The organism is Bacillus sp. FJAT-45066, from assembly GCF_002335755.1.
In the GTDB taxonomy this organism is placed as follows: Bacteria; Bacillota; Bacilli; order Bacillales; family Bacillaceae_I; genus Bacillus_CD; species Bacillus_CD alkalisoli.
In genome coordinates, this window is record NZ_NISQ01000001.1 from 2,510,850 (window position 1) to 2,533,660 (window position 22,811).

General features: G+C 35.8%; 22 protein-coding genes. 4 read left to right on the forward strand and 18 right to left on the reverse strand.

The genetic code is table 11. The features are described from left to right. Positions 1-123: 123 nt before the first annotated feature. The 3 genes from CDZ92_RS12780 to CDZ92_RS12790 all read right to left on the reverse strand — a co-directional run bounded on the left by CDZ92_RS12780 (position 124) and on the right by CDZ92_RS12790 (position 5,114). Positions 124-1,416, reverse strand: coding sequence for an ABC transporter substrate-binding protein (locus CDZ92_RS12780; RefSeq protein ID WP_096155589.1), 1,293 nt, complete (start codon positions 1,414-1,416; stop codon positions 124-126). 207 nt (positions 1,417-1,623) lie between these two features. Further along, positions 1,624-2,967, reverse strand: coding sequence for a GH1 family beta-glucosidase (locus CDZ92_RS12785; protein ID WP_096155590.1), 1,344 nt, complete (start codon positions 2,965-2,967; stop codon positions 1,624-1,626). A 1,241-nt stretch (positions 2,968-4,208) separates the two neighbouring features. Next, positions 4,209-5,114: a nuclease-related domain-containing protein gene (locus tag CDZ92_RS12790; protein WP_096155591.1), complete on the reverse strand. Its 906-nt coding sequence runs from the start codon at positions 5,112-5,114 to the stop codon at positions 4,209-4,211. A 468-nt stretch (positions 5,115-5,582) separates the two neighbouring features. On the opposite strand from CDZ92_RS12790, the gene CDZ92_RS12795 reads away from it, so the two are divergent. Continuing rightward, the gene (locus CDZ92_RS12795; protein WP_176483766.1) at positions 5,583-5,870 is read left to right on the forward strand and encodes a DUF1761 domain-containing protein; all 288 of its coding nucleotides are present in this window, start codon (positions 5,583-5,585) and stop codon (positions 5,868-5,870) included. A gap of 227 nt (positions 5,871-6,097) precedes the next feature. On the opposite strand, the gene CDZ92_RS20030 is transcribed toward CDZ92_RS12795, so the two are convergent. After that, positions 6,098-6,367 carry a hypothetical protein gene (locus CDZ92_RS20030; protein ID WP_176483767.1) on the reverse strand — a complete coding sequence of 90 codons (270 nt, stop codon included), beginning with the start codon at positions 6,365-6,367 and terminating at the stop codon, positions 6,098-6,100. Positions 6,368-6,679: 312 nt separating this feature from the next. Between CDZ92_RS20030 and CDZ92_RS12800 the strand changes: the two genes are divergently transcribed. Further along, positions 6,680-7,462, forward strand: a complete 783-nt coding sequence (locus tag CDZ92_RS12800; RefSeq protein ID WP_096155593.1) for a CsxC family protein — start codon at positions 6,680-6,682, stop codon at positions 7,460-7,462. A 25-nt stretch (positions 7,463-7,487) separates the two neighbouring features. Here CDZ92_RS12800 and CDZ92_RS12805 read toward each other — a convergent pair whose 3' ends face one another. The 4 genes from CDZ92_RS12805 to CDZ92_RS12825 form a co-directional block, all read right to left on the reverse strand. Then, on the reverse strand, positions 7,488-8,981 hold the full coding sequence (locus CDZ92_RS12805; protein ID WP_141395227.1) for a hypothetical protein: 1,494 nt from the start codon (positions 8,979-8,981) through the stop codon (positions 7,488-7,490). 147 nt (positions 8,982-9,128) lie between these two features. Then, positions 9,129-9,923, reverse strand: a complete 795-nt coding sequence (locus CDZ92_RS12810) for a CsxC family protein (RefSeq protein ID WP_096155595.1) — start codon at positions 9,921-9,923, stop codon at positions 9,129-9,131. A gap of 337 nt (positions 9,924-10,260) precedes the next feature. Beyond that, entirely contained in the window at positions 10,261-11,019 is a 759-nt protein-coding gene (locus CDZ92_RS12815) for a CsxC family protein (RefSeq protein WP_096155596.1), read from the reverse strand. Positions 11,020-12,413: 1,394 nt separating this feature from the next. Beyond that, complete coding sequence (locus tag CDZ92_RS12825; RefSeq protein ID WP_096155598.1) at positions 12,414-13,319, reverse strand: nuclease-related domain-containing protein; 906 nt, start codon at positions 13,317-13,319, stop codon at positions 12,414-12,416. A gap of 807 nt (positions 13,320-14,126) precedes the next feature. Between CDZ92_RS12825 and CDZ92_RS12830 the strand changes: the two genes are divergently transcribed. Next, on the forward strand, positions 14,127-14,402 hold the full coding sequence (locus tag CDZ92_RS12830; RefSeq protein WP_096155599.1) for a hypothetical protein: 276 nt from the start codon (positions 14,127-14,129) through the stop codon (positions 14,400-14,402). A gap of 185 nt (positions 14,403-14,587) precedes the next feature. Further along, a complete protein-coding gene (locus tag CDZ92_RS12835; RefSeq protein ID WP_096155600.1) occupies positions 14,588-15,067 on the forward strand; it encodes a CBO0543 family protein in 480 nt (159 codons plus the stop codon). Between the two features lie 256 nt (positions 15,068-15,323). Here CDZ92_RS12835 and asnA read toward each other — a convergent pair whose 3' ends face one another. From asnA to CDZ92_RS12870, 10 genes are all read right to left on the reverse strand, one after another. Beyond that, positions 15,324-16,325, reverse strand: a complete 1,002-nt coding sequence (asnA, locus tag CDZ92_RS12840) for an aspartate--ammonia ligase (protein WP_096157005.1) — start codon at positions 16,323-16,325, stop codon at positions 15,324-15,326. A 427-nt stretch (positions 16,326-16,752) separates the two neighbouring features. After that, on the reverse strand, positions 16,753-18,003 hold the full coding sequence (locus CDZ92_RS12845) for a methyl-accepting chemotaxis protein (protein WP_096155601.1): 1,251 nt from the start codon (positions 18,001-18,003) through the stop codon (positions 16,753-16,755). 319 nt (positions 18,004-18,322) lie between these two features. Further along, complete coding sequence (locus CDZ92_RS12850; RefSeq protein ID WP_096155602.1) at positions 18,323-18,967, reverse strand: YczE/YyaS/YitT family protein; 645 nt, start codon at positions 18,965-18,967, stop codon at positions 18,323-18,325. A 91-nt stretch (positions 18,968-19,058) separates the two neighbouring features. Next, a complete protein-coding gene (locus tag CDZ92_RS12855; RefSeq protein ID WP_096155603.1) occupies positions 19,059-19,256 on the reverse strand; it encodes a hypothetical protein in 198 nt (65 codons plus the stop codon). Next, on the reverse strand, positions 19,256-19,414 hold the full coding sequence (locus CDZ92_RS20035) for a hypothetical protein (RefSeq protein WP_176483768.1): 159 nt from the start codon (positions 19,412-19,414) through the stop codon (positions 19,256-19,258). Before CDZ92_RS20035 ends, CDZ92_RS12855 begins: the two co-directional genes overlap by 1 nt. Beyond that, on the reverse strand, positions 19,414-19,572 hold the full coding sequence (locus CDZ92_RS20040) for a hypothetical protein (protein ID WP_176483769.1): 159 nt from the start codon (positions 19,570-19,572) through the stop codon (positions 19,414-19,416). The genes CDZ92_RS20035 and CDZ92_RS20040 overlap by 1 nt, the downstream gene beginning before the upstream one ends. Continuing rightward, on the reverse strand, positions 19,572-19,730 hold the full coding sequence (locus tag CDZ92_RS20045; protein WP_176483768.1) for a hypothetical protein: 159 nt from the start codon (positions 19,728-19,730) through the stop codon (positions 19,572-19,574). The genes CDZ92_RS20040 and CDZ92_RS20045 overlap by 1 nt, the downstream gene beginning before the upstream one ends. Further along, a complete protein-coding gene (locus tag CDZ92_RS12860) occupies positions 19,730-19,993 on the reverse strand; it encodes a hypothetical protein (RefSeq protein WP_141395228.1) in 264 nt (87 codons plus the stop codon). Before CDZ92_RS12860 ends, CDZ92_RS20045 begins: the two co-directional genes overlap by 1 nt. Positions 19,994-20,230: 237 nt before the next feature. Then, on the reverse strand, positions 20,231-21,448 hold the full coding sequence (locus CDZ92_RS12865) for an IS110 family transposase (protein ID WP_096155605.1): 1,218 nt from the start codon (positions 21,446-21,448) through the stop codon (positions 20,231-20,233). A gap of 315 nt (positions 21,449-21,763) precedes the next feature. Continuing rightward, positions 21,764-22,774 carry a DUF1646 family protein gene (locus tag CDZ92_RS12870; RefSeq protein ID WP_096155606.1) on the reverse strand — a complete coding sequence of 337 codons (1,011 nt, stop codon included), beginning with the start codon at positions 22,772-22,774 and terminating at the stop codon, positions 21,764-21,766. Positions 22,775-22,811: the final 37 nt, after the last annotated feature.

The following is a 22,811-nucleotide window of genomic DNA, read 5'->3' on the forward strand; positions in this document are numbered from 1 at the left end:
CTTTCGAGAATGGCCCATACCATTGTTACATAGGGATGAGCAGCTCTCGAAACAATAGATAGAACCAACAAGTAATTTTTTTCAGGGTATGACTTCAAGAAGTCATACCCTGATAAGCTATTATTATTGTCTACCGATTACTCGTTGCATTCTTTCTAGAGCTTCTGTCCATTCTTTTGCTGAATCGTTACCTGCAGCTACGTTATCAATAGCTTGTTTAATTTCTGCATCAACTGGATAGTATAGTCTACCTTTGTAAACTGGCTCAACTTGTTGTGCTGCTTCAGAGAATACTTGAGCTGTTGCAATTCCACCGAAATACTCATCTGTATACTCTTTGAACTCAGCCATTTCGTATACTGCTGGAGATGATGGGAATAAACCGTAATCTAAGAACGCTTTTAGTTGTTGTTCTGGAGCTGTTAACCATGCGATAAACTTGTAAGCTTCTTCTGCATTTTTAGACTCAGCTGGAACTGTTAAGTAAGATCCACCCCAGTTACCAGCACCCTCTGGCATTGTAGTAATAGACCAGATTCCATTTTCAGGACTGTTGTCTTTAATAACACCTTGCATCCAAGCAGGAGCTAACATTGTTGCATAAGTTCCTTCACCCATTCCAGCAAACCATTCTGGAGTCCATAATGGAATATCTCCAACTAAACCTTGGTCAAGCATGCTAGATACGTAAGTGAATGCATCTTTTAATTGATTGTGGTCTTCGATAATTAACTCATCGCTTGTGTTGAAATATTGTTGTGTTGATTGGTCACGTCTTGCGTTGTAAATAAGTTCACCGGAGTCAGTCATTAACTTTCCAGTTTTCTCTTTAATTTGTTGTGCTACTTTCTCGTAATCTTCCCAAGTTTGAATTAACTCAGAAACAGCTTCTGGTGAAGCATCGAAACCAGCTTCTTCAAATACGTCTGTACGGTAGAACATTACAGTTGGACCGATATCAGTTGGTAATCCGAATAAGAAACTACCATCTGCATTTTCTCCATTTTTCCAAACCCAATCAAGGTAGTTGCCTTCTACATCTTTTGCACCATGATCAAAAAGGTTTGTGAATGCATGCTCTGCATTACGGTATCTTTCAATTTGTGCTTCCTCAATCATCGTGATGTCTGGCGCGCCAGTTCCTGCAGAAATAGAGGTAAATAGATTGTCATGTAAGTCGTTCATATCACTATTTTGCAAGTTAATCGTAACGTGCGGGTTTTCCGCTACATATTCTTCAATTAACTTATCGTATCCAGTGTTACCGAACTCCCAAAATACTAACTCAACGTCTCCGCTGCCAATTTTTTCGCTATCTTTGTCTTTACCAGCATTTGAACCACCGTCGTTAGAACAAGCAGCAAGTAATGATACAGAAAGTACGGATGCTGCTGCAAGTTTAAAAAACTTTTTCATTTTCTTTTCCCCCTTAGAATCCAAAAAATTTAATATTTATTATGACAAGTACATCTAGATACTACTCTACTTCCTCACCTCCTCAAAGCGGACCTTTGAAAGCTTTAGTTGTGTATGTCTAGGAGTAAGCGCTTTATTTCTAATTATTTAAAGTTCCAAGCGCCACCTTTTGTCGTGACGCTCACAACTTATCAACCTATTTATTGATTACACTTCAAAGAAGTTTTTTGCGATGGTATGTTTATACCAGTAGAAACTGTCTTTTTTCGTACGCTCTAACGTACGATAGTTAACGTGTACGATTCCAAATCGCATTGTAAAGCCCTCTGCCCATTCGAAGTTATCTAGTAAAGACCACGTTAAGTAACCTTTAATATTCACGCCAGCTTCCATACTACGATGTAGCGAAACTAAATGTTGTTTCAAGTAATTCGTACGTCTTTCATCCTTTACTTGACCGTTTTCTGCCTCGTCATTGTAACAAGAGCCATTTTCCGTAATGTAAATTGGAACGTCGCCGTACGTATTTGAAATGTGCGTTAACACTTTATAGAAACCTTCCGGGTAAATATTCCATCCGATGTCAGTTTTATCGTAGCCAACGTCCACTTTTTCGTGATCGAATAATCCTTCATTTTCCTTGTATCTTCCTACACCACCTGAGTAGTAGTTAATTCCTAGGAAGTCAATCGGCTGGTTAATTATTTCCATATCACCATCTTGGATATTCAACGTTGCGCCTTTCTTTTCGAACCAATCCACCATATATTGTGGATATGACCCTTTAAATACTGGATCAAAGAACCAATCCATGAAGTAAGCATTTGCACGTTTGCAAGCCTCAATATCTTCTTGCTTATTGCTATATGGCTCATTCCACTCTACATTTGGAGCATAACCAATTTGTCCTGTTATACCTAATTCTCTGAAGCTCATTACCGCTTTCCCATGAGCAACATGTATATGATGTGCCACGTTTATTGCTAATTGAAGGTCAGTATTACCTGGAGCATGTGCCCCTACGTAGTTAGATAGGAAGGAAATGCACCATGGCTCATTAAACGTAATCCAGTATTTAATTTTTCCCTCAAACTCTTTAAACATCACTTCTGCATACTCTACGAAAGCATCGATTGTCTCACGGTTGTCCCAGCCACCTTTATCTTGTAAAGCTTGTGGAAGGTCCCAGTGATAAAGCGTACACATCGGCTCAATTCCTTTTTCAAGTAAACCGTCTACTAGTTTGTGGTAGTAGGCAAGACCTTCTTTGTTTACTTCACCTGTTCCTGTTGGGAAAATTCTTGGCCACGCTACAGAAAAGCGGTAAAAGTCTACTCCTAAGTCGTCCATTATTTCAATGTCTTCATTGAATCTATTGTAACTATCACAAGCTACATCTCCATTATCGCCATTTACTACTTTTCCTGGCGTTTTAGAAAAAGTGTCCCAAATGGAAGTTCCTCTGCCACCTTCTTTAACGGCACCTTCTATTTGGTAGGATGCTGTAGCAACACCCCATTTCATATCTTTAGGAAATTGTATAATCGCCATTGTTGTAACCCCTTTCATTACCTGTTAAAAAAATATTCATTATTTACGAAACCACTTTCGAAAAAGTGTATACTTTAAAACTATTAATTTATTATTAACACGTCTTTACGGTTATATTAGTTAGTATTAGTAAGTCTAACCACTTCAGAAACCAGTTTCGGAAACCGCTTTCGTAAATTATTATAAACGCATACACAAACTTAGGCAACATATTTGTTAAATCTTTTTTTCTAAATTGTTAATAAAGTGTGACGAACATATGTAAAAGATCGGGCTGGTAGTATATAGAATGGGAGAATTAGTTATCTGGAAATTAGTAGAATATCACATGCATGGGATTTTCTTTATCTACACATCCTCCATGGTCATTTTGGGCTTTTGCTTTACTCAAAATGAACGTGAACACATCCCCCATGGTCATTTTTCGTTTTTTCTTTTCCCAAAATGAACGTGAACACTACCTCCATGGTCATTTTTGACTTTTTCATTATTCAAATTGAACGCGAGCACATCCTCCATGGTCATTTTTCATTTTTTCTTTACTAAAAATGAACGTGAACATTTCCCCCATGGTCATTTTTCGTTTTTTCTTTTCCCAAAATGAACGTGAACACATCCTCCATGTTCATTTTGGGCTTTTGCTTTACTCAAAATGAACGTGAGCACATCCTCCATGGTCATTTTTCGTTTTTTCTTTTCCCAAAATGAACGTGAACACTACCTCCATGGTCATTTTGGGCTTTTGCTTTACTCAAAATGAACGTGAACACTACCTCCATGTTCATTTTTGACTTTTTCTTTATTCAAATTGAACGCGAACATTACCTCCATGGTCATTTTGGGCTTTTGCTTTACTCAAAATGAACGTGAACACATCCCCCATGGTCATTTTTCGTTTTTTCTTTTCCCAAAATGAACGTGAACATATCCTCCATGGTCATTTTGGGCTTTTGATTTACTCAAAATGAACGTGAACACATCCCCCATGGTCATTTTTCGTTTTTTCTTTTCCCAAAATGAACGTGAACACTACCTCCATGTTCATTTTGGGCTTTTGCTTTACTCAAAATGAACGTGAACACTACCTCCATGTTCATTTTTGACTTTTTCTTTATTCAAATTGAACGCGAGCACAACCTCCATGTTCATTTTTGACTTTTTCTTTATTCAAATTGAGTGCGAGCACTACAATTCAGTTTATTTTTTCAGCTATAATGAACTTAATATTAATCATAAGAGTTTTACTCATAATATGTTCCATGGTTATTTCCCTTTTTAATAAGATTCTTTTGCAATGCTCTCTTTATTCTTTGTTTAGAGTCAACAATTTTACACCACTCGTAAATAGTATTGGTTGTTATTTTTTTCTCAGGGAATAGTAATTTGTATTCATTTACACTTCTGACTACCGCATTTGAAAACTTCTCATTTCGTCCGCAGCTATTACAAGTACAAGTAGAACCCTCTATCCGTATAGAAAACGATCGACACCCCACACACGTAATCCCTTTCCGCAACTGTTCATAATCATATGCTGGTATAGATTTAAACGGTGAGTCCTGTATGTGCATGGCCACAAGCTTTTCAGCTAGCTTTTTGTTATTCGGTTTTATCGTGGAACGGGTGTTATTTAGCTGTTGCATAAACTGGTTTAATTGGGTCGGAAAAATACATGGCATGTTCAGTGGTGTTTGATATAAAGTAAACTCGGGGTTGATGAAAACGATGAACGAACGAATTTTTACATTAAACCCTAATGACTGTAATAATTGTCGCAAATTTAATTCACATTTATTTAACTGGTCTAGTGGATTGTTTACTCCTTTCCTATTTAATGTATAAAACTTACTCGATTCATAATAAAAGTCCCCTTCGAAGTTTTTCACTTCAAATAAATAGATCAATTCTTGAAACAATATCAAGGAATCGATTTGAAAGTGCGTGCTTTTATTTTTCAACAGTAAGTCATTTAAAATAATGCATTCTGATTGTAATTTTTCTGTTAGAGCATCAAACTCTATTTCACCTAAATATCCCTTCTTCAGATTTAAAAAATGTCTCATGTCATCTTCTAGAAGTTCCATTCTATCGTTTAACAATTCTAAAGTAAGTAACTCGCTAGATTTTTCACGATTTTTATAAGCCATTCGAACCAACCTTTCAATGATAAATTTACTAAGATCATTGCTCCAAGCTAATGAATGATAAATAATCCTGGATTAAATCACCCTTTCTTTTATTCATTCGCCTTATTAATAAAAATGGATAGACCTCTGAATGGGAAGTAAGTTTCTTTTGAAAAACACGAATGAGTTTTGTGGTTGATAGTACTGTGGATATACGGAATTAGGCTTGTCCAACCGAACGAATCTGGGGGTACATGAGATACTTATCTGAAAAATGAAAATATTTACGGTAAAATTTTAGGATTTTTCTTTTTTGTTGTCAAGTGATTTTGTAAATAAATTGAGGGTCAGACTGTGCACAGATTGGAATGCACTTAGGTGTCTTGTCTTATCCCCATCTACATTTCAAATGGAGTTCCTCTCCACTTTTATAGGGGAAAAGTACAGTTGTGTCGGTCGAAATTAAGAGAAGAAAAAGGAGGGAGAAACTTGGACTTGCAACAATCATTAGATTCTATTAATTATTTTGCAGTATTTATTGAAGCCTTATCAGCCTTTGTTATCGGTGGTATCTGGTATTCTGCCCTTTTCCACAAAGTGTGGATGAAAGAAAACAACTTTAATAAGGAAACGCTAAAAAAGGGGAATATGGGAATCATATTCGGTGGTGCATTTATCCTTGCTCTCATAATTTCTTTTGTATTAGTCCTATTTTTAGGTCCAGAAAGAAGTGCAGCGATAGGAGCTACCGCTGGCTTCATGGCAGGATTTTTCTAGGTCGCAACAACTATTGGAATTACATACTTGTTTGAAAAGAAAATCTTTAAAGCTGTTCTTCATTAATGCTGGCTATCATATAGTAACTTTTACGATAATGTGCTTTATTTTAGGAGTGTGGAAATAAAGTAATCAGTGATATTTTTCTTTAGAAAGTTTTATCAGCCTATCCCTTATATTGGAACAGAAAAAAAGTGCACTCCTCGAAAAAGAAGGAGTGCACTTTTTTAGTAGTCACTATAACGTTTCTTTTTTCCACATTTATGACAACGATGACATTCACAACAGTCTTTTTTCTTCTCTACTGGCTTGCACTTTTTACAATGACAAACCTTTACCCATTCACAACAACAAACTATTTTATCACCGTAGCATTTGTGTTCTTCTTTATAATCATCACAACAAAAACTTTCCACATAACCAAGCGGTCTTTTACAATGGCAATCATTGTAATGTTTTTTATGATCATGATCATGATCATGACATTTTCCACACATAGGAATCCCTCCTTTTCAGTATGAAGATATAACATTATATTAAAATGTTTTTTTTTGGTATAGGTGAATGGTTAGACAATTGTAAAATATGTTATTCCCTACTGAATTAGTAGATTACTAACTAAAAAAAGAATAAAACAAGTACTTTCTATGAATAATATTTCTACATGTAATAGAAAAAGTGCGAATGTCATCCACTAAGCGACTATGCAAAATATTAATTTGAGCATATAAAATAGTAAGTCAAAAGAATGAATAAAAGAATTACTAGTTTCTTTTGATTTGCAACCATACTTTAAAGGAGTGAAACATGTGAGAAGAAATACAAGTTGTAATCAGCAAAAAGGATGTCCTCCAGCGCAGCCATGTGATACTGCAAAAACAAAGCGTGTAGATAGTAGTGTAGATAGTAGTGCACCACAAGTTGTTGAGGTACAGGATGTTCCTGTAATCGATGTTCCAGTTGTACTTGCAGAAGTGGAATTGTTTGCAAATGTGGAAGCAGACATTCATCTTCCAACAGCAGCGAGAGAGATAAAAGTAATTAGAAAGAATATTTCATTGAAGCAATGTGAGTCACACATTGATAGATTTAGAAATAATATCGCTAAAGTTTATGTGACTGGTGTAGTTCATAAAAACATTCAATATGTAGAGTCCTGCAGTGGATATGTAAAGGATTATAGTGTAGATGTTCCTTTTAGTTTTAATCAAGAAGTAGAAATCTTCAATCCTGCTCAACAGTTCTTCAGTAATAAAAGTTCTCTAACGGAAGAATATCGATATCTCGATAAGTCTAAACACGGTGCTACTCGTTGTAAGTCAGGTTCATTTACATTCGAGTATTACAATGAACCAATTGAGTGCAAACTTTTATATTCGGACATCTTTGAGTTAGATTTGTATAAAGATTTCGATCGCTTTGGCCGATTTAACAAGGTTACAGAAAAAATGGAAATCTTCTTAGCGCTTAAATTACTTCAAACGCAACAATTGGATCCACGAAAATACGTGCCATGTACACCTAAAACAATTGGACAAAACCAACCATCACCACTGATGAATAAAATTAAAAATAGAATGAACAGAGCATAGAGTAGAAAAAATGGGGTGTCTTTTATTAGACATCCCATTCCTTCCCTAATAAGTCGAGGTCTATCTTTTGTAGTTGAAATAGTTGTAGTGACAGCTTTACAACCCCTTGTATACAACCAGTTGCATCAGTGTGCCAAACAAAATTTGTTTCTTTGAGGTTCTGTTCAATTGGTTCAGCAAATTTTTCTACTAACTTATGATGAACAGAATCATCTTTTTCTTCTTTATAAAACAAGTATTCTGTTTTTTCACGATAAGGTAATTCGATTTTATTTACCCACTTTACTTTTTGACTCTTTTCCCACGGAAATTTAATTTTTTTAGAAAGAATGGAACTGGAATTTTTAGGTACATAATCAACAACTGCACTAAAAGCTCCTGATACAACAACCGTATTAGAAGATGATAAAACGTGAACTATAACGGCATGCACTTTCCAATCCATCTCCAATACTTCAGCAAACGGTGGCAACATGTTTGAAAAATCAATTATATCTATTACTGCGTTCACTTCTGCTAGAAAAATAGGCAGTTTGAATATTGGCACCATTTTCTTATTGGTATGACTTGCTTCTATCCTAGTTTCTGTACATAGATTTCTAACACTATTGTTTTTATCCTTGCTCATAACAGAGTCGTTTTGAAAGCTTCCTAATGGCTTTCTAAAGAAGAAGTTGTAGTCATTTTCGCACGTAGATTTTCTTACTCGACGATGCTTTTCTACGGTATTTTTTTTCTCATTTGCAGAGTAGAATTCCTGTTCCTTTTTATAAATATCCGATAACTCTTCATGGACGTGTTCTTCTTCCTTTATCGGAGAATTCATCGCATGTATATTATTAATAGTAGTTGATAAATGACGTATAGCTTCATCTATTTCTTTTGAGGATTCTTCCGTTGTTTTTTCTTTTACACTTTTTTCTTTTAATGGTCGATTTAATATTTCTTCATTTTCAGCAAAATACTTATCTTCTATTCCTAGTTCTTCGATAGTGTCCAGTTCATCGCTTATCATGGGCACTTCTTCTCGGAACAGATGATCCAATTGTTGCTTAAGTTCTTCTGCATCATGAAAAAAATCTTGCTCTTCTTCAAGTTTTTCGCGAATCTCTTCGTCTATTGATTCATTATGATGTTCTGCCATTTCGTTTTTTTCCACTTCGGCATTTTGGTCTATATGTTGTGAAGTTTGATGGATTGTTAATAAAATATTTTCAATTAATTTCTCTACTTCCGTTAATGAAATTTCTTTCGTTTCTTCTTTATTATCCAATTCTTCTATTTTACTCTTTAGCGTTTCATTAGAAGTATTTAATTCTATCCTTTCATGTTTCATTATATTAATTTCGCTATCTTCATTTAAAATTACATTAGATACGACTTGTGGAAGTGGTAGTATTAGTGGCTTCGGTAATGTTACACTATCGGACTTAACATTCCTATTAAGCGAATTTTCTCTTGAGCGCTTAGAAGATTTTGCTTTTGTTTTTTTCTTTTTCTTCTCCTCACCCTTTGGCATATCCAGTGTTTCTACATTTTGAATATTCCTGAGGTTATCTTCTGACTCATAATAATCGTAGGTCATCCTGTTTTGGAAATTTCCGCTTTAATAAGCAGCCTTTCCTCCCTCCCCTCTTATATCAACTTGGAACATAAGTCTTCTTAATTATTCACAATCACACAAGCAGTCACAATCATTTTGATTGTGCTCGTGTTTACACTTGGAAGAAGAGACGCAAATTTGCTGGTTTTGAAGTACTTTTAAAGTTAAATCTAATACCATTTTTTCTTCTAATTTCGTAAATATTCCCTCATCTAATGGAGCTTCATAAGGCAATGTAGTTCTATCGGTCGCTTCATCCCATTCGATGATGCAACTAGATACTAATTCACAATATGGTAGTTCATTATAATATTGAGAGCTTTCCTGATGATATTGAGACAAATCACTCGATTGATATTGGTCTTTTTCTGGATACCCCGTTGGTAGTTGTTTAGATATAAAGAAGTCGAATTCATTACGTGTATTTACTACCGGCATTATTGGCTTGCTCCAAAATTTTTTTATTTCCGTCACACACTCAAACGGAATATCGATCGTATACGAATGTAAATCGGAGGCAACTGTTGTTTTTGTACTTTTTTCAATTTCATTACATGGGCTAGCGTATTGAATGTTTTTTCGAATAAATCCTTTTATAAATAGTTTATTTGTTGGTAGTAATAAACGAGATTGTATAATTTTCACTCGTTTTTTAATATCCTTTATTTCAAGAACAGGCTCCGGGAAGTTCACTTTTGAACTAATATTAACTTGCACTTTCACTTCAGTAAGTACTACAGGAACCTTCGTCACGACTTTCCCTACACTTACCACTGGTTCACATTCCACACTTTCCATTTGGTGGGCAGTGTTACATTCCCAATCATTGTTTTTGTTATCATCACTGCAATTCGTCATTTCATAATCCTCCATTCAGTCAAGATAATTCATCGTATGCATTATAAATGACTAAGACTAGGCCTTAACCTAGGGACAGGAAAAAATTAGGCGAATTACTTTTTATGTAATTTGTCCTAAAACGAAACACTTCCTTGAAAGAATAAATCGATGTTGACTTATCGACAGGAGGAGAGGGAAGTCTTAATGGAGCAAGCTCCCGTAGCTAGACGTAACCTACTCAAAATACAGAGTTATACACAAAGTACTAATTCTAGAGTTTACTCAATAACAAAAAAGCACATTACTAGCAAATGCTAATATTGCGCTTTTAAACTTAAGAAAGTCAAACCATCTATTACAAAGCAGTTACCCGAACTTGTTGATTTTGTAGAACTTTAATCGAAAACTGCAGGGACATTTTTTCTACCATATTATAGAAAAATCCTTCTTCAAATGGAGCGTTCCCTTGTAATGGTTCACGATCCGTTGACTCATCGTACTGTAAAATGTTACTGGAGATTAACTCACAATATGGTAATTGGTTGTAGAATTGCGTGCTTGATTGATGGAATTGCGATAAATCACTAGACAATAAATGATCTTTTTCCGGATATCCAATACCTAAACTTTGTGCTCGAAAGAAGTCAAATTCCGAACGTGTATTTAATACCGGCAATTGTGCTGGAGATAAGTTTAAAGTAACCTGTGTCATACATTCAAACGGAACATCTATTGTTAGTGATCTAATATCAGAAGATACACAAGAACCTGAAGCATCTCCGCTAGGAGTAGCGTATTGGATGTTTTTTCTAACGTAACCTTTTAAGAAAAGTGGATACGGGCCAGCCGCAAACTGTGGTGGTGCTGAAGGTAACAATAGACGGCAATGAACTACTTTCACTCGTTTTTTTACGTCTTTAATTTCTAAAACTGGCTCCGGAAACGTAACATTAGCAACTAGATTACTACTTACCGCTATTTCCGCGAGTGTTACTGGTACTCTCAAAATTCTTGTTCCAGCAGGTGTTATTGCAGGTGCAACGTTAGTATTCGGACACTGATTTACATTTGCAGATTGGTTTAGGTTAATACAATCTTGACTATCATATTTCATATTTTTTCCTCCTTTAAAATTCAGATACAATTTATCGTATGCAAAACTAATAGAGAAGGAATAGATACATGAATCGGTGTTATCGTGGATTTTCTACTAAAATTAATAGCTTCATAGAATTATTTTAGAACAGAGTAACCGGATCATCGGAATTTGAATTTATAAGAAGAAAATTCGGACTAACCTCGTCCCTTTCTCAAGAAAAAACCAAGATGAAAGAAATGAAGCACCAGCTCCCTTTACGATCGAGGATCCAGATGGGAATCTAATTTTAATTGATCAACATAGATATTTTTTGTTTTTAGGGGCTGTAAAATGGGGAAAATGGGGACGGGGTTTCTTTCACATTTGAAAAATGCGAAGGAAACCCGTCCCTATTTGGTACCTGCTACTAAAAGTGCTGGTCATTCCTTCTATGAACCGCACTTTCTGGCACATCCCCTACTAAAAGTCCGGCTCATTCCTTCTATGAACCGTACTTTCTGGCACATCCCCTACTAAAAGTGCGGCTCATTCCTTCTATGAACCGTACTTTTACTCTTTTCTCTAGCTTAAGTACCTTTCATTACTCTTATGAACCGCACTTTCTTCTTTTTCTCTAGCTTAAGTACCTTTCATTACTCTTATGAACCGCACTTTTCCTCTTTTCTCTAGCTTAAGTACCTTTCATTACTCTTATGAACCGCATTTTCTGGCACATCCCCTACTAAAAGTCCGGCTCATTCCTTCTATGAACCGTACTTTTCCTCTTTTCTCTAGCTTAAGTACCTTTCATTACTCTTATGAACCGCACTTTCTGGCACATCCCCAACTAAAAGTCCGGCTCATTCCTTCTATGAACCGTACTTTTCCTCTTTTCTCTAGCTTAAGTACCTTTCATTACTCTTATGAACCGTACTTTCTGGTATATTCCCAACTAAAAGTCCGGCTCATTCCTTCTATGAACCGCACTTTCTGGCACATCCCCTACTAAAAGTGCGGCTCATTCCTTCTATGAACCGTACTTTTACTCTTTTCTCTAGCTTAAGTACCTTTCATTACTCTTATGAACCGTACTTTTCCTCTTTTCTCTAGCTAAAGTACCTTTCATTACTCTTATGAACCGCACTTTCTGGCACATCCCCAACTAAAAGTCCGGCTCATTCCTTCTATGAACCGTACTTTTCCTCTTTTCTCTAGCTAAAGTACCTTTCATTACTCTTATGAACCGCACTTTCCTCTTTTTCTCTAACTAAAGTTCCCTTCATTACTCTTATGAACCGCACTTTCTGGCATATCCCCTACTATTAGTCCGGCTCATTCCTTCTATGAACCGTACTTTTCCTCTTTTCTCTAGCTTAAGTACCTTTCATTACTCTTATGAACCGCACTCCATCGATTTGATAACTTAATTTTTACTCATAATACATCCATTGATGAGTTCCCTTTTTTATAAAGTTTTTTTTCAATACCCTTTGTATCCTCTCTTTGGAATCTACTATTTTACACCATTCATGAATGACATTTGTTGTTATTTTATGATCTGGGAAAAGTAGTTTAAACTCATTAATGCTCCTGATGATAGCGGCCCCGAGCCTTTCTTTATTCCCACATTCTTTACAAATACATGTATTGCCTTCAACAATATTAGAGAATGCTCTACATTTCTCACATAAAACTCCTTTTCTCAAATTGCTGTACTCATATGCTGGAAGGGTTTTATATGGCGAGTCTTCAATATGCATTGAACATAATGCTTCCGCTAGTTTTTTGTGATTTTCCTTTATCGTTGAAGAAAAGCCGTTTAGTTTTTCTAATAATCTCTTGATTTGTGCTGAGAAAATAAATGGCATGTTAAGAGGTGTTTTGTATAAAGTAAATTCGGGGTTAATAAAAATGATAAATGGTCGAATTTGAAAATTATATCCAAGATTATTGAGTACTTGTCTCAATTGGGATTCGGTTCGCTTTAATTGGTTTAATGGATTTGTAACTTCGGATTTAGGAAATCGATACAATATATCAGATTCATAGAAAAAGTCACCCTCATAATTTTTCACTTCGAATAAGTAAATTAAATCTTTAAATATTATTGTTGAGTCAATTTGAAACATAGTGCTTTTATTTTTTAAAAGTAAATCGTTTAGAATAATACAATCAGACTGGATTGTCTCTATCAAAGAATCAAATATCTTTTCTCCCTCATAGCCCTTTTTTAAATTTATGAAATGTCGCTTATCACTTTCTGACAAAACCATCCTGCTGTTTAAGTAATCTAATATAAGTAACTCTGTTGACTCATTGCGATTTTTATATGCCATTACAACCAACCTTTCTAAAATAATTATTATTCTGTTCTATGAACTCTTTAAATCTGATACTTTTCCAAATGCAGCATAACTAATTCTTTTGCAAGTCGCCTTAAGCTTTCGTTAACAATGTTATCCTTGCTCTCTAGAAATAGGTAAATCGAGATGGGAGATTCTTTGTCTTCCATTCAAATTCAAGCAAATTCCACTACATTCTTTAACTTTGAATGAGCATTCCTTACTTCTTGCCATTCTTTCATTTGTGCTATTAAAGATTAAGGCGAAAGTATACCTTCCGCGAAAACCACCTAGCGAAGTTGTTAATATTAATAAATTGTACGATATTGCTTTTCTATTACTTAGATTGAATTATTAAAGTGAAGTTTTTATTTTTAGTGGAAAGCGAAAGTATGATTTGATGTTTTAGTGGATAGTATTACTGCTAAAGTGGAAGGCTTTTTTCTTTCAAGAGCTTGTCCTATTCCTTTCAAAAAAATCCTTATTAAAATCACTTTCTTTCCCCATTTCAAGTTATGGAAATTATTAGTTGTAATTTACAGAGGAAGTATTAAAGCTAATTTAATAAGTATGGAGCATTCTATTATCTCGAAAAAGAGCTTAAACAATTTGAATATTAAGACTTTTTAGTTTTATTGTCAAGTAGGTTAGTAGTAATAATCAAATAAAATTTGAAGTTTAATATAGGTAAAGGTGTTTTTTTCAATACTCTATCTTTTCTGAAATTAGTATTTACTTCTTCAACTCCAACATTTAACATTAGAGTGTAAGATGTTTAAAGTTCAGGAGGAATTCACCCTTATGGAATATTTACTTTATGCGCTAATTGCACCAATATTCACTATTGTTTTTTCTCTAATTAACACCGTAAGATTCAAAAGGTATGTATTGACACCAATCATTGTGTTTATCGTTTTAAACATCCCTACAGTGCTGTTACCTCTTTTTGCAAATGTTGGTTGGGAAGGATTAGTTGGATGGGCTTTATTGTACACTGGCGTTTCAATCGTTATTTCTCTTATTGTTTGGGCAATGAGAAAGTTTCAGATGAGGAGAGCGACGGATTCAAAAGCATAAATTTAATAATAGGAGCCAGCCCCTGTTAGTTTGAGTACCAACTTACTGGGGCTGGTTTTTAATATTTTTATTTACTTTCGCATATAATTCCGCTGGCTTTTGTACATATTATCACTAATTACTTCTAACCAATAAATTCATGGAAGTATAACTAATTTCCAAATAAGTGGTAGGTGCACGCACGAATGGCTTACAAAAAAGAAAAAGTAATAGAAATTACTTCCTGGTTGGCGATGACTTTTTTGTTAATTAAGTTCATCCCAATACATAGATTACGCGAAGCAATGGTTGCTTTTTTATTTAAACAAGCAGTCACTTGGCTTTTTGGGTTGCTTATTGTGGAAAAAGATATGATAAGATATCCGTTTAAGACTTTGTTCAAAAAATCGATCAAAAGCAGCTTCACATTTGAATATTTTGTATTACCCAGCTTAAATGTACTATTTAATATTCATTATCCAGAAAAAAGGAACTTTTGGAATAAGCTCTTATATTATTTTAGCTATACTTCTTCTATCACTTTGTTGGAAATAATCGCTGTAAAATACACAAAATTGATTAAGTATAAAAAATGGAAATGGTACTGGAGTTTTCTATCCATCTGGTTTACTTATTATGTCGGGAGACGGTATCAGAGATGGTTCTTTAAGGAAGCTAACAATTAATTTTTGCAGGAAGGTCAATCTATACGAAAAGACGAAGAGGATAGTGGTCCCTTCGTCTTTTCACATTATAAAATACTTATGCATCTAACTTCAGAAGATTAGGAAGTGTCCATGTAAAACTGGATGTAAACCAGTATTATTTACAAAAGCTGTAGTTATCAAAAAATCGCCATAAAAAATGTGACAATCCTTCTTGGAATTAACGCAAACGATCACTTGATACCTAGGCATTATTGGGGGATAACTTCACACACTATTAAAGTAGAAAAATATCCGCTTCCTTACACTCCCTAGTAATCTCTTCATTCCAAACTGATACTTGCACTTCTCCGATATGAGCTTTCTTTAAGAAAAACATACATAATCGCGATTGGCCGATTCCTCCTCCGACTGTGTATGGAAGTCTTCCATGGAGGATGGCTTGATGATAATCCAATTTGATTCGTTCTTCACAGTTTGCCTCTTTTAATTGTCGTAGCAATGCCTTAGCATCTACTCTTATACCCATGGAGGACAATTCAAGGGCACGCTCTAAAGTTGGATACCAAACAACGATATCTCCGTTCATTGTCCAATCATCATAATCAGGGGAACGTCCGTCGTGTTTCTCACCTGAACGTAATTTTCCACCGATTTGCATAATAAACACTGCCCCATGTTCTTTTGCAATCGCATCTTCTCTTTCTTTTGGCGTAGAAGATGGATAGAGTATTTCTAGTTCCTGTGCTGTCGTGAAATGAATCTTTTTTGGCAAAACAGGCTCTAGACTAGGGTATAACTCCTGAATGTGCCTTTCTGTAGACTTCATAGCGCTATATATTTTTTCTACTTCTTCTTTTAATGTTTCAATGGCACGTTCCTGTTTCGAAATTACTTTTTCCCAATCCCACTGATCCACATAGATGGAATGCAGGTTGTCGAGTTCTTCGTCTCTTCTAATGGCATTCATGTCTGTATAAAGCCCAGTACCGACTGGAAATCCATATTTAGCTAGGGCGGTTCTTTTCCATTTGGCAAGTGATTGAACAATCTCGAGTTTATCTCCTTTTATGTCGAGGGCATCGAACGTTACGGTTCGCTCCACGCCATTCAGATTATCATTAAGACCCGTTTTTGCTTGTAAAAATAAGGGGGCAGAAACTCTCACTAATCGAAGTTTATCCGATAAGTCTCTTTCAAAATACTCCTTCACCTGTTTAATCGCGATTTCCGTTTCAATCGGACTTAGCTTTGATTCGTATGCAGAAGGAATAATCATAGGTTTTGTCACACTATTTACCTCACTTTACTAAATTGTTTTCGCTAAATAATGTAACTTATGGTGAGAATACCTAATTTGTTCGATAAATGGGCTTTCAAATTTCATAAAGAGGAATAGTAAAATACCAATATAGCTTTCTGTCTGCTGCATCGCAGAAGGTAGAAGGTGAAGAAAGAAAAAATAAACGCCCACCTTGGTAATTGGTGAACGTTTATTATGCTAGCTAACTGAGTGAGTGAGTTTCATAATGTACAATTACTAAACGAAAAACGAATAGTAAACCTATTCTTTCATATAATTAACGTTTTATATCGAACGTTATTTACTTATAATAAACTTAACATTCGTTTTTCACTAAACGAACAGTAATTATGAAATTGATTCAACTACAAAGGATTACTACTTCATAGCTAATTCTATTTATTTACACTCGAAAAATAGAAACATGATCTTGTAGCTCTTGTGCCATATTGCTTAAAGCATTTGCAGATGCAGCAATTTCCTCCATGGAGGCATTTTGCTCTTCTGCAGAAGCAGCAACCATATGAGAGCTGTCAGCAGTTTGTTCGGAGATAGTTGTAATACCTTTCATTTGCTGCACCATCTCTTCGGAACTAGCACTTATCTCCTCTGCAACAGCAGATACTTCTTGCGCTTGAGATGTAATACCTGCGATCATTTGCGTAATTTCCTGAAAAGACCTGCCAGTTTCATTTACCTTTTCGATTGCGTGTGTAACAGAGCTTGTACCTTCATTCATTGATTTAGAGACATTTACAATATCTTCTTGGACTTTTTCAATAACTTGGCGAATTTTTTCCGTCGCATTGCTCGATTCTTCGGCTAATTTTCTTACTTCATCTGCTACTACTGCAAAACCACGGCCATGCTCCCCCGCCCTTGCAGCTTCTATTGCCGCATTTAACGCTAGTAAATTAGTTTGAATAGAAACTTTAGAGATCAGATCGGTAATCTCGCCAATTTCATTTGAGCTTTCTTTTAAACTAGTAATATGAATATCAATTTCTGAAACACGGTTCTGTACGGTTCCCATTTGAGCTACCGTCTCAGATACCGTTTCGTTGCCAGATTGTGCTTTATGATTCGTTTCTATACTTAAATCAGTTACTGTTTGAATAGCTTGAGAAGCTTGTTCCATCCCTTTTGCTACTTCAAAAATAGATTGATTTGCAGATGCTACACTCCCCACTTGGTTTTCCGATCCACTAGCAATTGCTTGTATGGCTTCCGTAATTTGCTCTGTTGCTCTAGATGTTTGCTCTGAACCTGCTAGTAGTTGTTGTGAGGAGGAGGCAACCATTTCAGAAGCTACTTGTACTTTTCTAATTAAATTAGCAAGATTTGTCCCCATTATATTAAAGGAATTTGCAAGATCGGCCATTTCGTCTTTCGTTTTCACTTCTATAGGATCGATCGTTAAATTCCCCTCTGCTACTTCTTTCATTCCTAGATTTACGATTTCAAGAGGTTTTGTTATCATGCGTGATACGAAAAATGCAATGAATAAACCGATGAAAAGGCCTACTAGAAGAAATATTATTCCTTCCTTGTATGTAATGGATGATAATAAGCTAATTAATACACTTTGTACAAGTACTACACTAATAAAGCCAGCGTAAAGTTTCTTTGAAACTGTCCACCTAAAACTAATCATAAATGCCCTCCTGAGACTATTACATTATATTCATAGATAATTACTACTAGTTAATCATAATGTATTACTCCGATTGTTTCAATAATATTCAGATAATTAAAACATCTATATAGGCGAGAGAGTTTCATAATGTTCAATTACTAAACGAAAAAAGAATAGTAAACCTATTCTCTCATATAATTAACGTTTTATATCGAACGTTATTTAATTATAATAAACTTAACATTCGTTTTTCACTAAACGAACAGTAATTCTGAAATGGATTCCGGCAGAAAAAAAGGCCAGCACACCAAAAACTGTGGCACCGGCCATGAATATTTTATTTCTCAAGTTTAACTGGCTCTGGAGAAAACCTTTCAACGTTAGTTAGATTCTGAATTACTTTTACAAGCGCGCCTACAAGTATTGTGGAAATAATCGTTCCTTCTCGAACCCCATAAATCATTCCCAATGCAGTAGTGGAAATTATTAAGGCAATGATAACTAAAACAACATCAAACATTAGTTTTATTGTGCTAAAAGGTTGATTTGTCTTTATGGCAATTACTTTTACAATTCCTTCAGCTGGATTATTCACGACGTTCGCCTTCAATTGTAATACAATGCTTAGTGCTATAACGACACAGCCTAAAACCACCATGAATAATTGAACAGAATAAAACGGTTGTGGAATGAAAGAAATTATATAAGACCAGGAATCTATTGCCACACCTAAAACAGGACCTACAAGCAGCTGCAAATACTGTGTTTTAGGAAATTTACTACTTAAAAGGATCAATTGAATGAATACATAAAGTGTGTTCATTAACATCACTAACATTCCAAAGCTAATTGGGACAAATTGGCTCATTACATATGGTGGGCTCGTAATAGCAGTCGTACCAAGGTCAGCCATTGTTACTAGACAAATACCTAATCCTAAAATGATGGTGCTTAAAATGAACAAACTATAAGGTTTAACCATACTAACAAGTCCCTTTCCGCTTCTTTCTATTACATATTTATTTCGGATCTCTAAATTATATGTTACCACGTTTTGAGTGAAGGGGAGCTTGTCACGACCATTTCTCTTTTACTCTACTGAAAGTGCCTTTCATTGCTCTTGAACCCCACTTTTTATTCTTTCTCCTGTTCAAAGAGCGGTTCATTCCTTCTGTGAACGGCACTTTCTTCTCTTTCTCTTGCTCAAAGTGCGGTTCATTCCTTCTGTGAACGGCACTTTCCTCTTCTACTCTACCAATAGTACCTTTCATCACTCTTCTGAAACGCACTTTCTGTTCTTTCTCTTGCTTAAAGTACGGTTCATTCCTTCTATGAACGGCACTTTCTGTTCTTTCTCTTGCTTATAGTGCTGTTCATTCCTTCTGTGAACGGCACTTTCCTCTTCTACTCTACCAATAGTACCTTTCATCACTCTTCTGAAACGCACTTTCTGTTCTTTCTCTTGCTCAAAGTGCGGTTCATTCCTTCTATGAACGGCACTTTCTTCTCTTTCTCTTGCTCAAAGTGCGGTTCATTCCTTCTGTGAACGGCACTTTCCTCTTCTACTCTACCAATAGTACCTTTCATCACTCTTCTGAAACGCACTTTCTGTTCTTTCTCTTGCTTAAAGTACGGTTCATTCCTTCTATGAACGGCACTTTCTGTTCTTTCTCTTGCTTATAGTGCTGTTCATTCCTTCTGTGAACGGCACTTTCCTCTTCTACTCTACCAATAGTACCTTTCATCACTCTTCTGAAACGCACTTTCTGTTCTTTCTCTTGCTTAAAGTACGGTTCATTCCTTCTATGAACGGCACTTTCTGTTCTTTCTCTTGCTCATAGTACGGTTCATTCCTTCTGTGAACGGCACTTTCCTCTTCTACTCTACCAATAGTACCTTTCATCACTCTCTTGAAACGCACTTTCTGTTCTTTCTCTTGCTCAAAGTACGGTTCATCCCTTCTGTGAACGGCACTTTCCTCTTCTACTCTACCAATAGTACCTTTCATCACTCTTCTGAAACGCACTTTCTGTTCTTTTTCCTACTCAAAGTGCGGTTCATTCTTGCTATGAATCGCACTTTCTTTTTATAATGCATCAAAGGACAGACCCTTCAATGCATTTTTGCACCAAAGTGTCTACCCTGAAAATAAATTCCGATAGAAAGCCATACTAAAGAAGAGGTCTTAAATCCTTTTTTAAAAAAAGGATGACCTTTAAATTAAAGTATAATATTAAAACCGAAATTAGGCTGGTAGTTCTGATATTTCTACAGAATAACCCAGCTTTTCAATTCTTTTAATGGCACGTTTGACTTCTTGATCTTTCTTGCGATTTAAATGGTAGTCTTCACCAAGATCTTGAAATGGCTTTTTAGTTATCAGAATATGATAAACAGCTATTAAAATACAGCGTCCTATAGCTACTGAAGCAATATTTCCGCCTCTACGAGCCTTAATCCTCCTGTACTTAGCTCCAAAAAAGTTTTTAGAACGACCAACAGTTTTAGCTGCTTCTACTAAAGCACTCCTTAGGTACTTATTTCCCTTACGTGTGCGCGCGCTTTTTTTTTTACCAGCACTTTCGTTTTCTCCAGGAACCATTCCAGCCCAGGAAGCTAAATGATTATCACTATTAAAGCGACTCATGTCCGTTCCAACTTCAGCTAGAATCTGTTCTGCAGTTCTCTTACCGATACCCGGAATTGACATAACCAAATTAATCTCTTCTGATGAAGGGCTAAGTCTTTCAGCCAATTCTTTATCGATAAACTCGATCTGTTTCTCCAAGTATTCGACATGGTCAAGTTGTCTAGCTAATAAAAATTGTTGATGAGTTCCAACTAGCCCCTTTAAAGCTTTTTGTAAAGCAGGAATCTTCTTTCTAAGTGCACCTAAAGACATTTCTGCCAATATTTCTGGATTCAAATTCCCTTCTATTAAAGCACGTAACATCTTTCTTCCAGAGACACCAAGAACATTTGAAGCAACAGACCCAAGCTTAATATTAGCACCTTCTAATACTTTTTGGATTCTATTAGATTCACGAGCAGTTTCTTCTATTAAACTTCTACGATATCTAACAAGCTCTCTTAATTCGCGCTGTTCTCTGTTAGGAATAAAACTACCATTAATCAGTCCATGTTGAAGTAATTGAGCAATCCATTGTGCATCACGAACATCGGACTTTCTTCCAGGTACATTCTTAATATGTTGAGCGTTAACAACTAGTGCTTCAATGTCTGAGACTTCGAGTAGGTTGTATATGGGCTTCCAATAAACTCCGGTGCTTTCCATCGCAACAATTGGACACTGGTTCTCTTGTATCCAATCAAGTAATTCTAAAAGATCATCTGTCATCGTACCAAAGGTACGAATCTCTTTCTTGCGCTTGATAATAATACAAGCTGTAATACTATTCTTGTGAACATCAAGTCCACATACACGGGGATGAATGACTTCCATAATAAATGCCTCCTTCGGCAATAAGTAGTGGTAGCCGAGCTTCAAGACTGTTCGTGCAATCTACCCTGCGTGCTCATGGCAACAATCCGTGGTGCACTAAGTCTATAAGACCCGTCTGTCCCTCGAGCTATTAGCATCACTGACACCCGGCCTTAACACTCGGCTATCTCTATCATCGCCACAAAGGAAACAAGGCTAATCAACCATTTTCATTTTGAGTGGTGAATTTTAAATTCATGTTGGTCTGTCCCTCCGATTCATGTCCCACCGATTCATTGGCTCATTTTCGCCAAAGTGTCCACAAAACTCAATTGTTTATAGTACAAAAAAGAAATAAAAAACAAGCATGATTAATCCAAGAGGTACGCCACACATTGCCCATTCCTTACTCGTAATACGAAGTTTCGTTGAGGCAATAATATTAGGTATGTTACCAGGAACCAACATCCCTCCACTTATTAGTAAGCCTAACAGCAGCACTCGTACGGTATCGTCTTCTAACTCAGGGCTTAGTTCTGCTGCGGTGAGTGTTGCATTGTCCAATACCGCTGATGTCATGTTTAGCCAATATATGATGGATGGATCTAGGGATAAAAAATAGGTGGAAATGATAGGTTCAAAGCCTGCCCCTAAAAAAGTCAGCCCCATAATGAAAAAGTATACCTTTAATGCTCGTACTAAAATATCTTCATAACTTTCCTTTTTATTTATTTCACCAACATTCTCCTCTACCTTCGCCGTGTCTTTTACAAAAATAGCCGCCAATACCCCAAAGATAAATAAAGCTAACAGCACTTCTTTTCCTATAAGCTTAAATAGATAGAAAATATCTTCATTTAGCTTACTAATTGCAATCGTAGACAATGGTTCCCCAATAGGAGAAATCGCTGCACCTAATCCGATAGAAAAGCAGGCCAGTATGGCAAGTCTCACTTCATCTTTTCGACCAAGTTCTAGCTCGGAAATGATAAAAACGAGTACCAGCGCCGCAATAATTGCTGTAATGAGACTTGACACTACTCCTAAAATAACGACAAGGAAAAAGACCAAGTAAGTAAATCTCACTTTTTTTCTTACATGGGCTACCATGATACGAGTGGGAGTTTGCAGCCATTTAAAAATCAATCCCGCCCCGAAAACGGCAAGCGTAATTTTAATTGGATCGGTGGCAGCAGTTATAAAAAGAGGCCAGTTTAACACGTTGCTTATTATTACTGTTATTCCACCCATGAAAAGGAGAAACATCTCCATATTTCTTTCTATTATTTTTACAGTTAATGGGATGATTAGCACGACCAAAAATATTAGCAATAATCCTAATTCCATAATGAATGAACACTCCCTGTACTTACTATTAAAACTT

What these genes read in the sequence shown, in the direction of transcription:
- CDZ92_RS20030 (WP_176483767.1), bottom strand. Translation starts at nt 6,367, where the DNA reads ATGTGTGGAAAATGTCATGATCATGATCATGATCATAAAAAACATTAC.
- CDZ92_RS12790 (WP_096155591.1), bottom strand. Translation starts at nt 5,114, where the DNA reads ATGGCTTATAAAAATCGTGAAAAATCTAGCGAGTTACTTACTTTAGAA.
- CDZ92_RS12835 (WP_096155600.1), top strand. Translation starts at nt 14,588, where the DNA reads ATGGCTTACAAAAAAGAAAAAGTAATAGAAATTACTTCCTGGTTGGCG.
- CDZ92_RS12785 (WP_096155590.1), bottom strand. Translation starts at nt 2,967, where the DNA reads ATGGCGATTATACAATTTCCTAAAGATATGAAATGGGGTGTTGCTACA.
- CDZ92_RS12870 (WP_096155606.1), bottom strand. Translation starts at nt 22,774, where the DNA reads ATGGAATTAGGATTATTGCTAATATTTTTGGTCGTGCTAATCATCCCA.
- CDZ92_RS12815 (WP_096155596.1), bottom strand. Translation starts at nt 11,019, where the DNA reads ATGAAATATGATAGTCAAGATTGTATTAACCTAAACCAATCTGCAAAT.
- CDZ92_RS12865 (WP_096155605.1), bottom strand. Translation starts at nt 21,448, where the DNA reads ATGGAAGTCATTCATCCCCGTGTATGTGGACTTGATGTTCACAAGAAT.
- CDZ92_RS20035 (WP_176483768.1), bottom strand. Translation starts at nt 19,414, where the DNA reads ATGAAAGGTACTATTGGTAGAGTAGAAGAGGAAAGTGCCGTTCACAGA.
- CDZ92_RS20045 (WP_176483768.1), bottom strand. Translation starts at nt 19,730, where the DNA reads ATGAAAGGTACTATTGGTAGAGTAGAAGAGGAAAGTGCCGTTCACAGA.
- CDZ92_RS12780 (WP_096155589.1), bottom strand. Translation starts at nt 1,416, where the DNA reads ATGAAAAAGTTTTTTAAACTTGCAGCAGCATCCGTACTTTCTGTATCA.
- asnA (WP_096157005.1), bottom strand. Translation starts at nt 16,325, where the DNA reads ATGATTATTCCTTCTGCATACGAATCAAAGCTAAGTCCGATTGAAACG.
- CDZ92_RS12845 (WP_096155601.1), bottom strand. Translation starts at nt 18,003, where the DNA reads ATGATTAGTTTTAGGTGGACAGTTTCAAAGAAACTTTACGCTGGCTTT.
- CDZ92_RS12825 (WP_096155598.1), bottom strand. Translation starts at nt 13,319, where the DNA reads ATGGCATATAAAAATCGCAATGAGTCAACAGAGTTACTTATATTAGAT.
- CDZ92_RS12810 (WP_096155595.1), bottom strand. Translation starts at nt 9,923, where the DNA reads ATGACGAATTGCAGTGATGATAACAAAAACAATGATTGGGAATGTAAC.
- CDZ92_RS12850 (WP_096155602.1), bottom strand. Translation starts at nt 18,967, where the DNA reads ATGGTTAAACCTTATAGTTTGTTCATTTTAAGCACCATCATTTTAGGA.
- CDZ92_RS12860 (WP_141395228.1), bottom strand. Translation starts at nt 19,993, where the DNA reads ATGAAAGGTACTATTGGTAGAGTAGAAGAGGAAAGTGCCGTTCACAGA.
- CDZ92_RS12830 (WP_096155599.1), top strand. Translation starts at nt 14,127, where the DNA reads ATGGAATATTTACTTTATGCGCTAATTGCACCAATATTCACTATTGTT.
- CDZ92_RS20040 (WP_176483769.1), bottom strand. Translation starts at nt 19,572, where the DNA reads ATGAAAGGTACTATTGGTAGAGTAGAAGAGGAAAGTGCCGTTCACAGA.
- CDZ92_RS12855 (WP_096155603.1), bottom strand. Translation starts at nt 19,256, where the DNA reads ATGAAAGGTACTATTGGTAGAGTAGAAGAGGAAAGTGCCGTTCACAGA.
- CDZ92_RS12805 (WP_141395227.1), bottom strand. Translation starts at nt 8,981, where the DNA reads ATGCCAAAGGGTGAGGAGAAGAAAAAGAAAAAAACAAAAGCAAAATCT.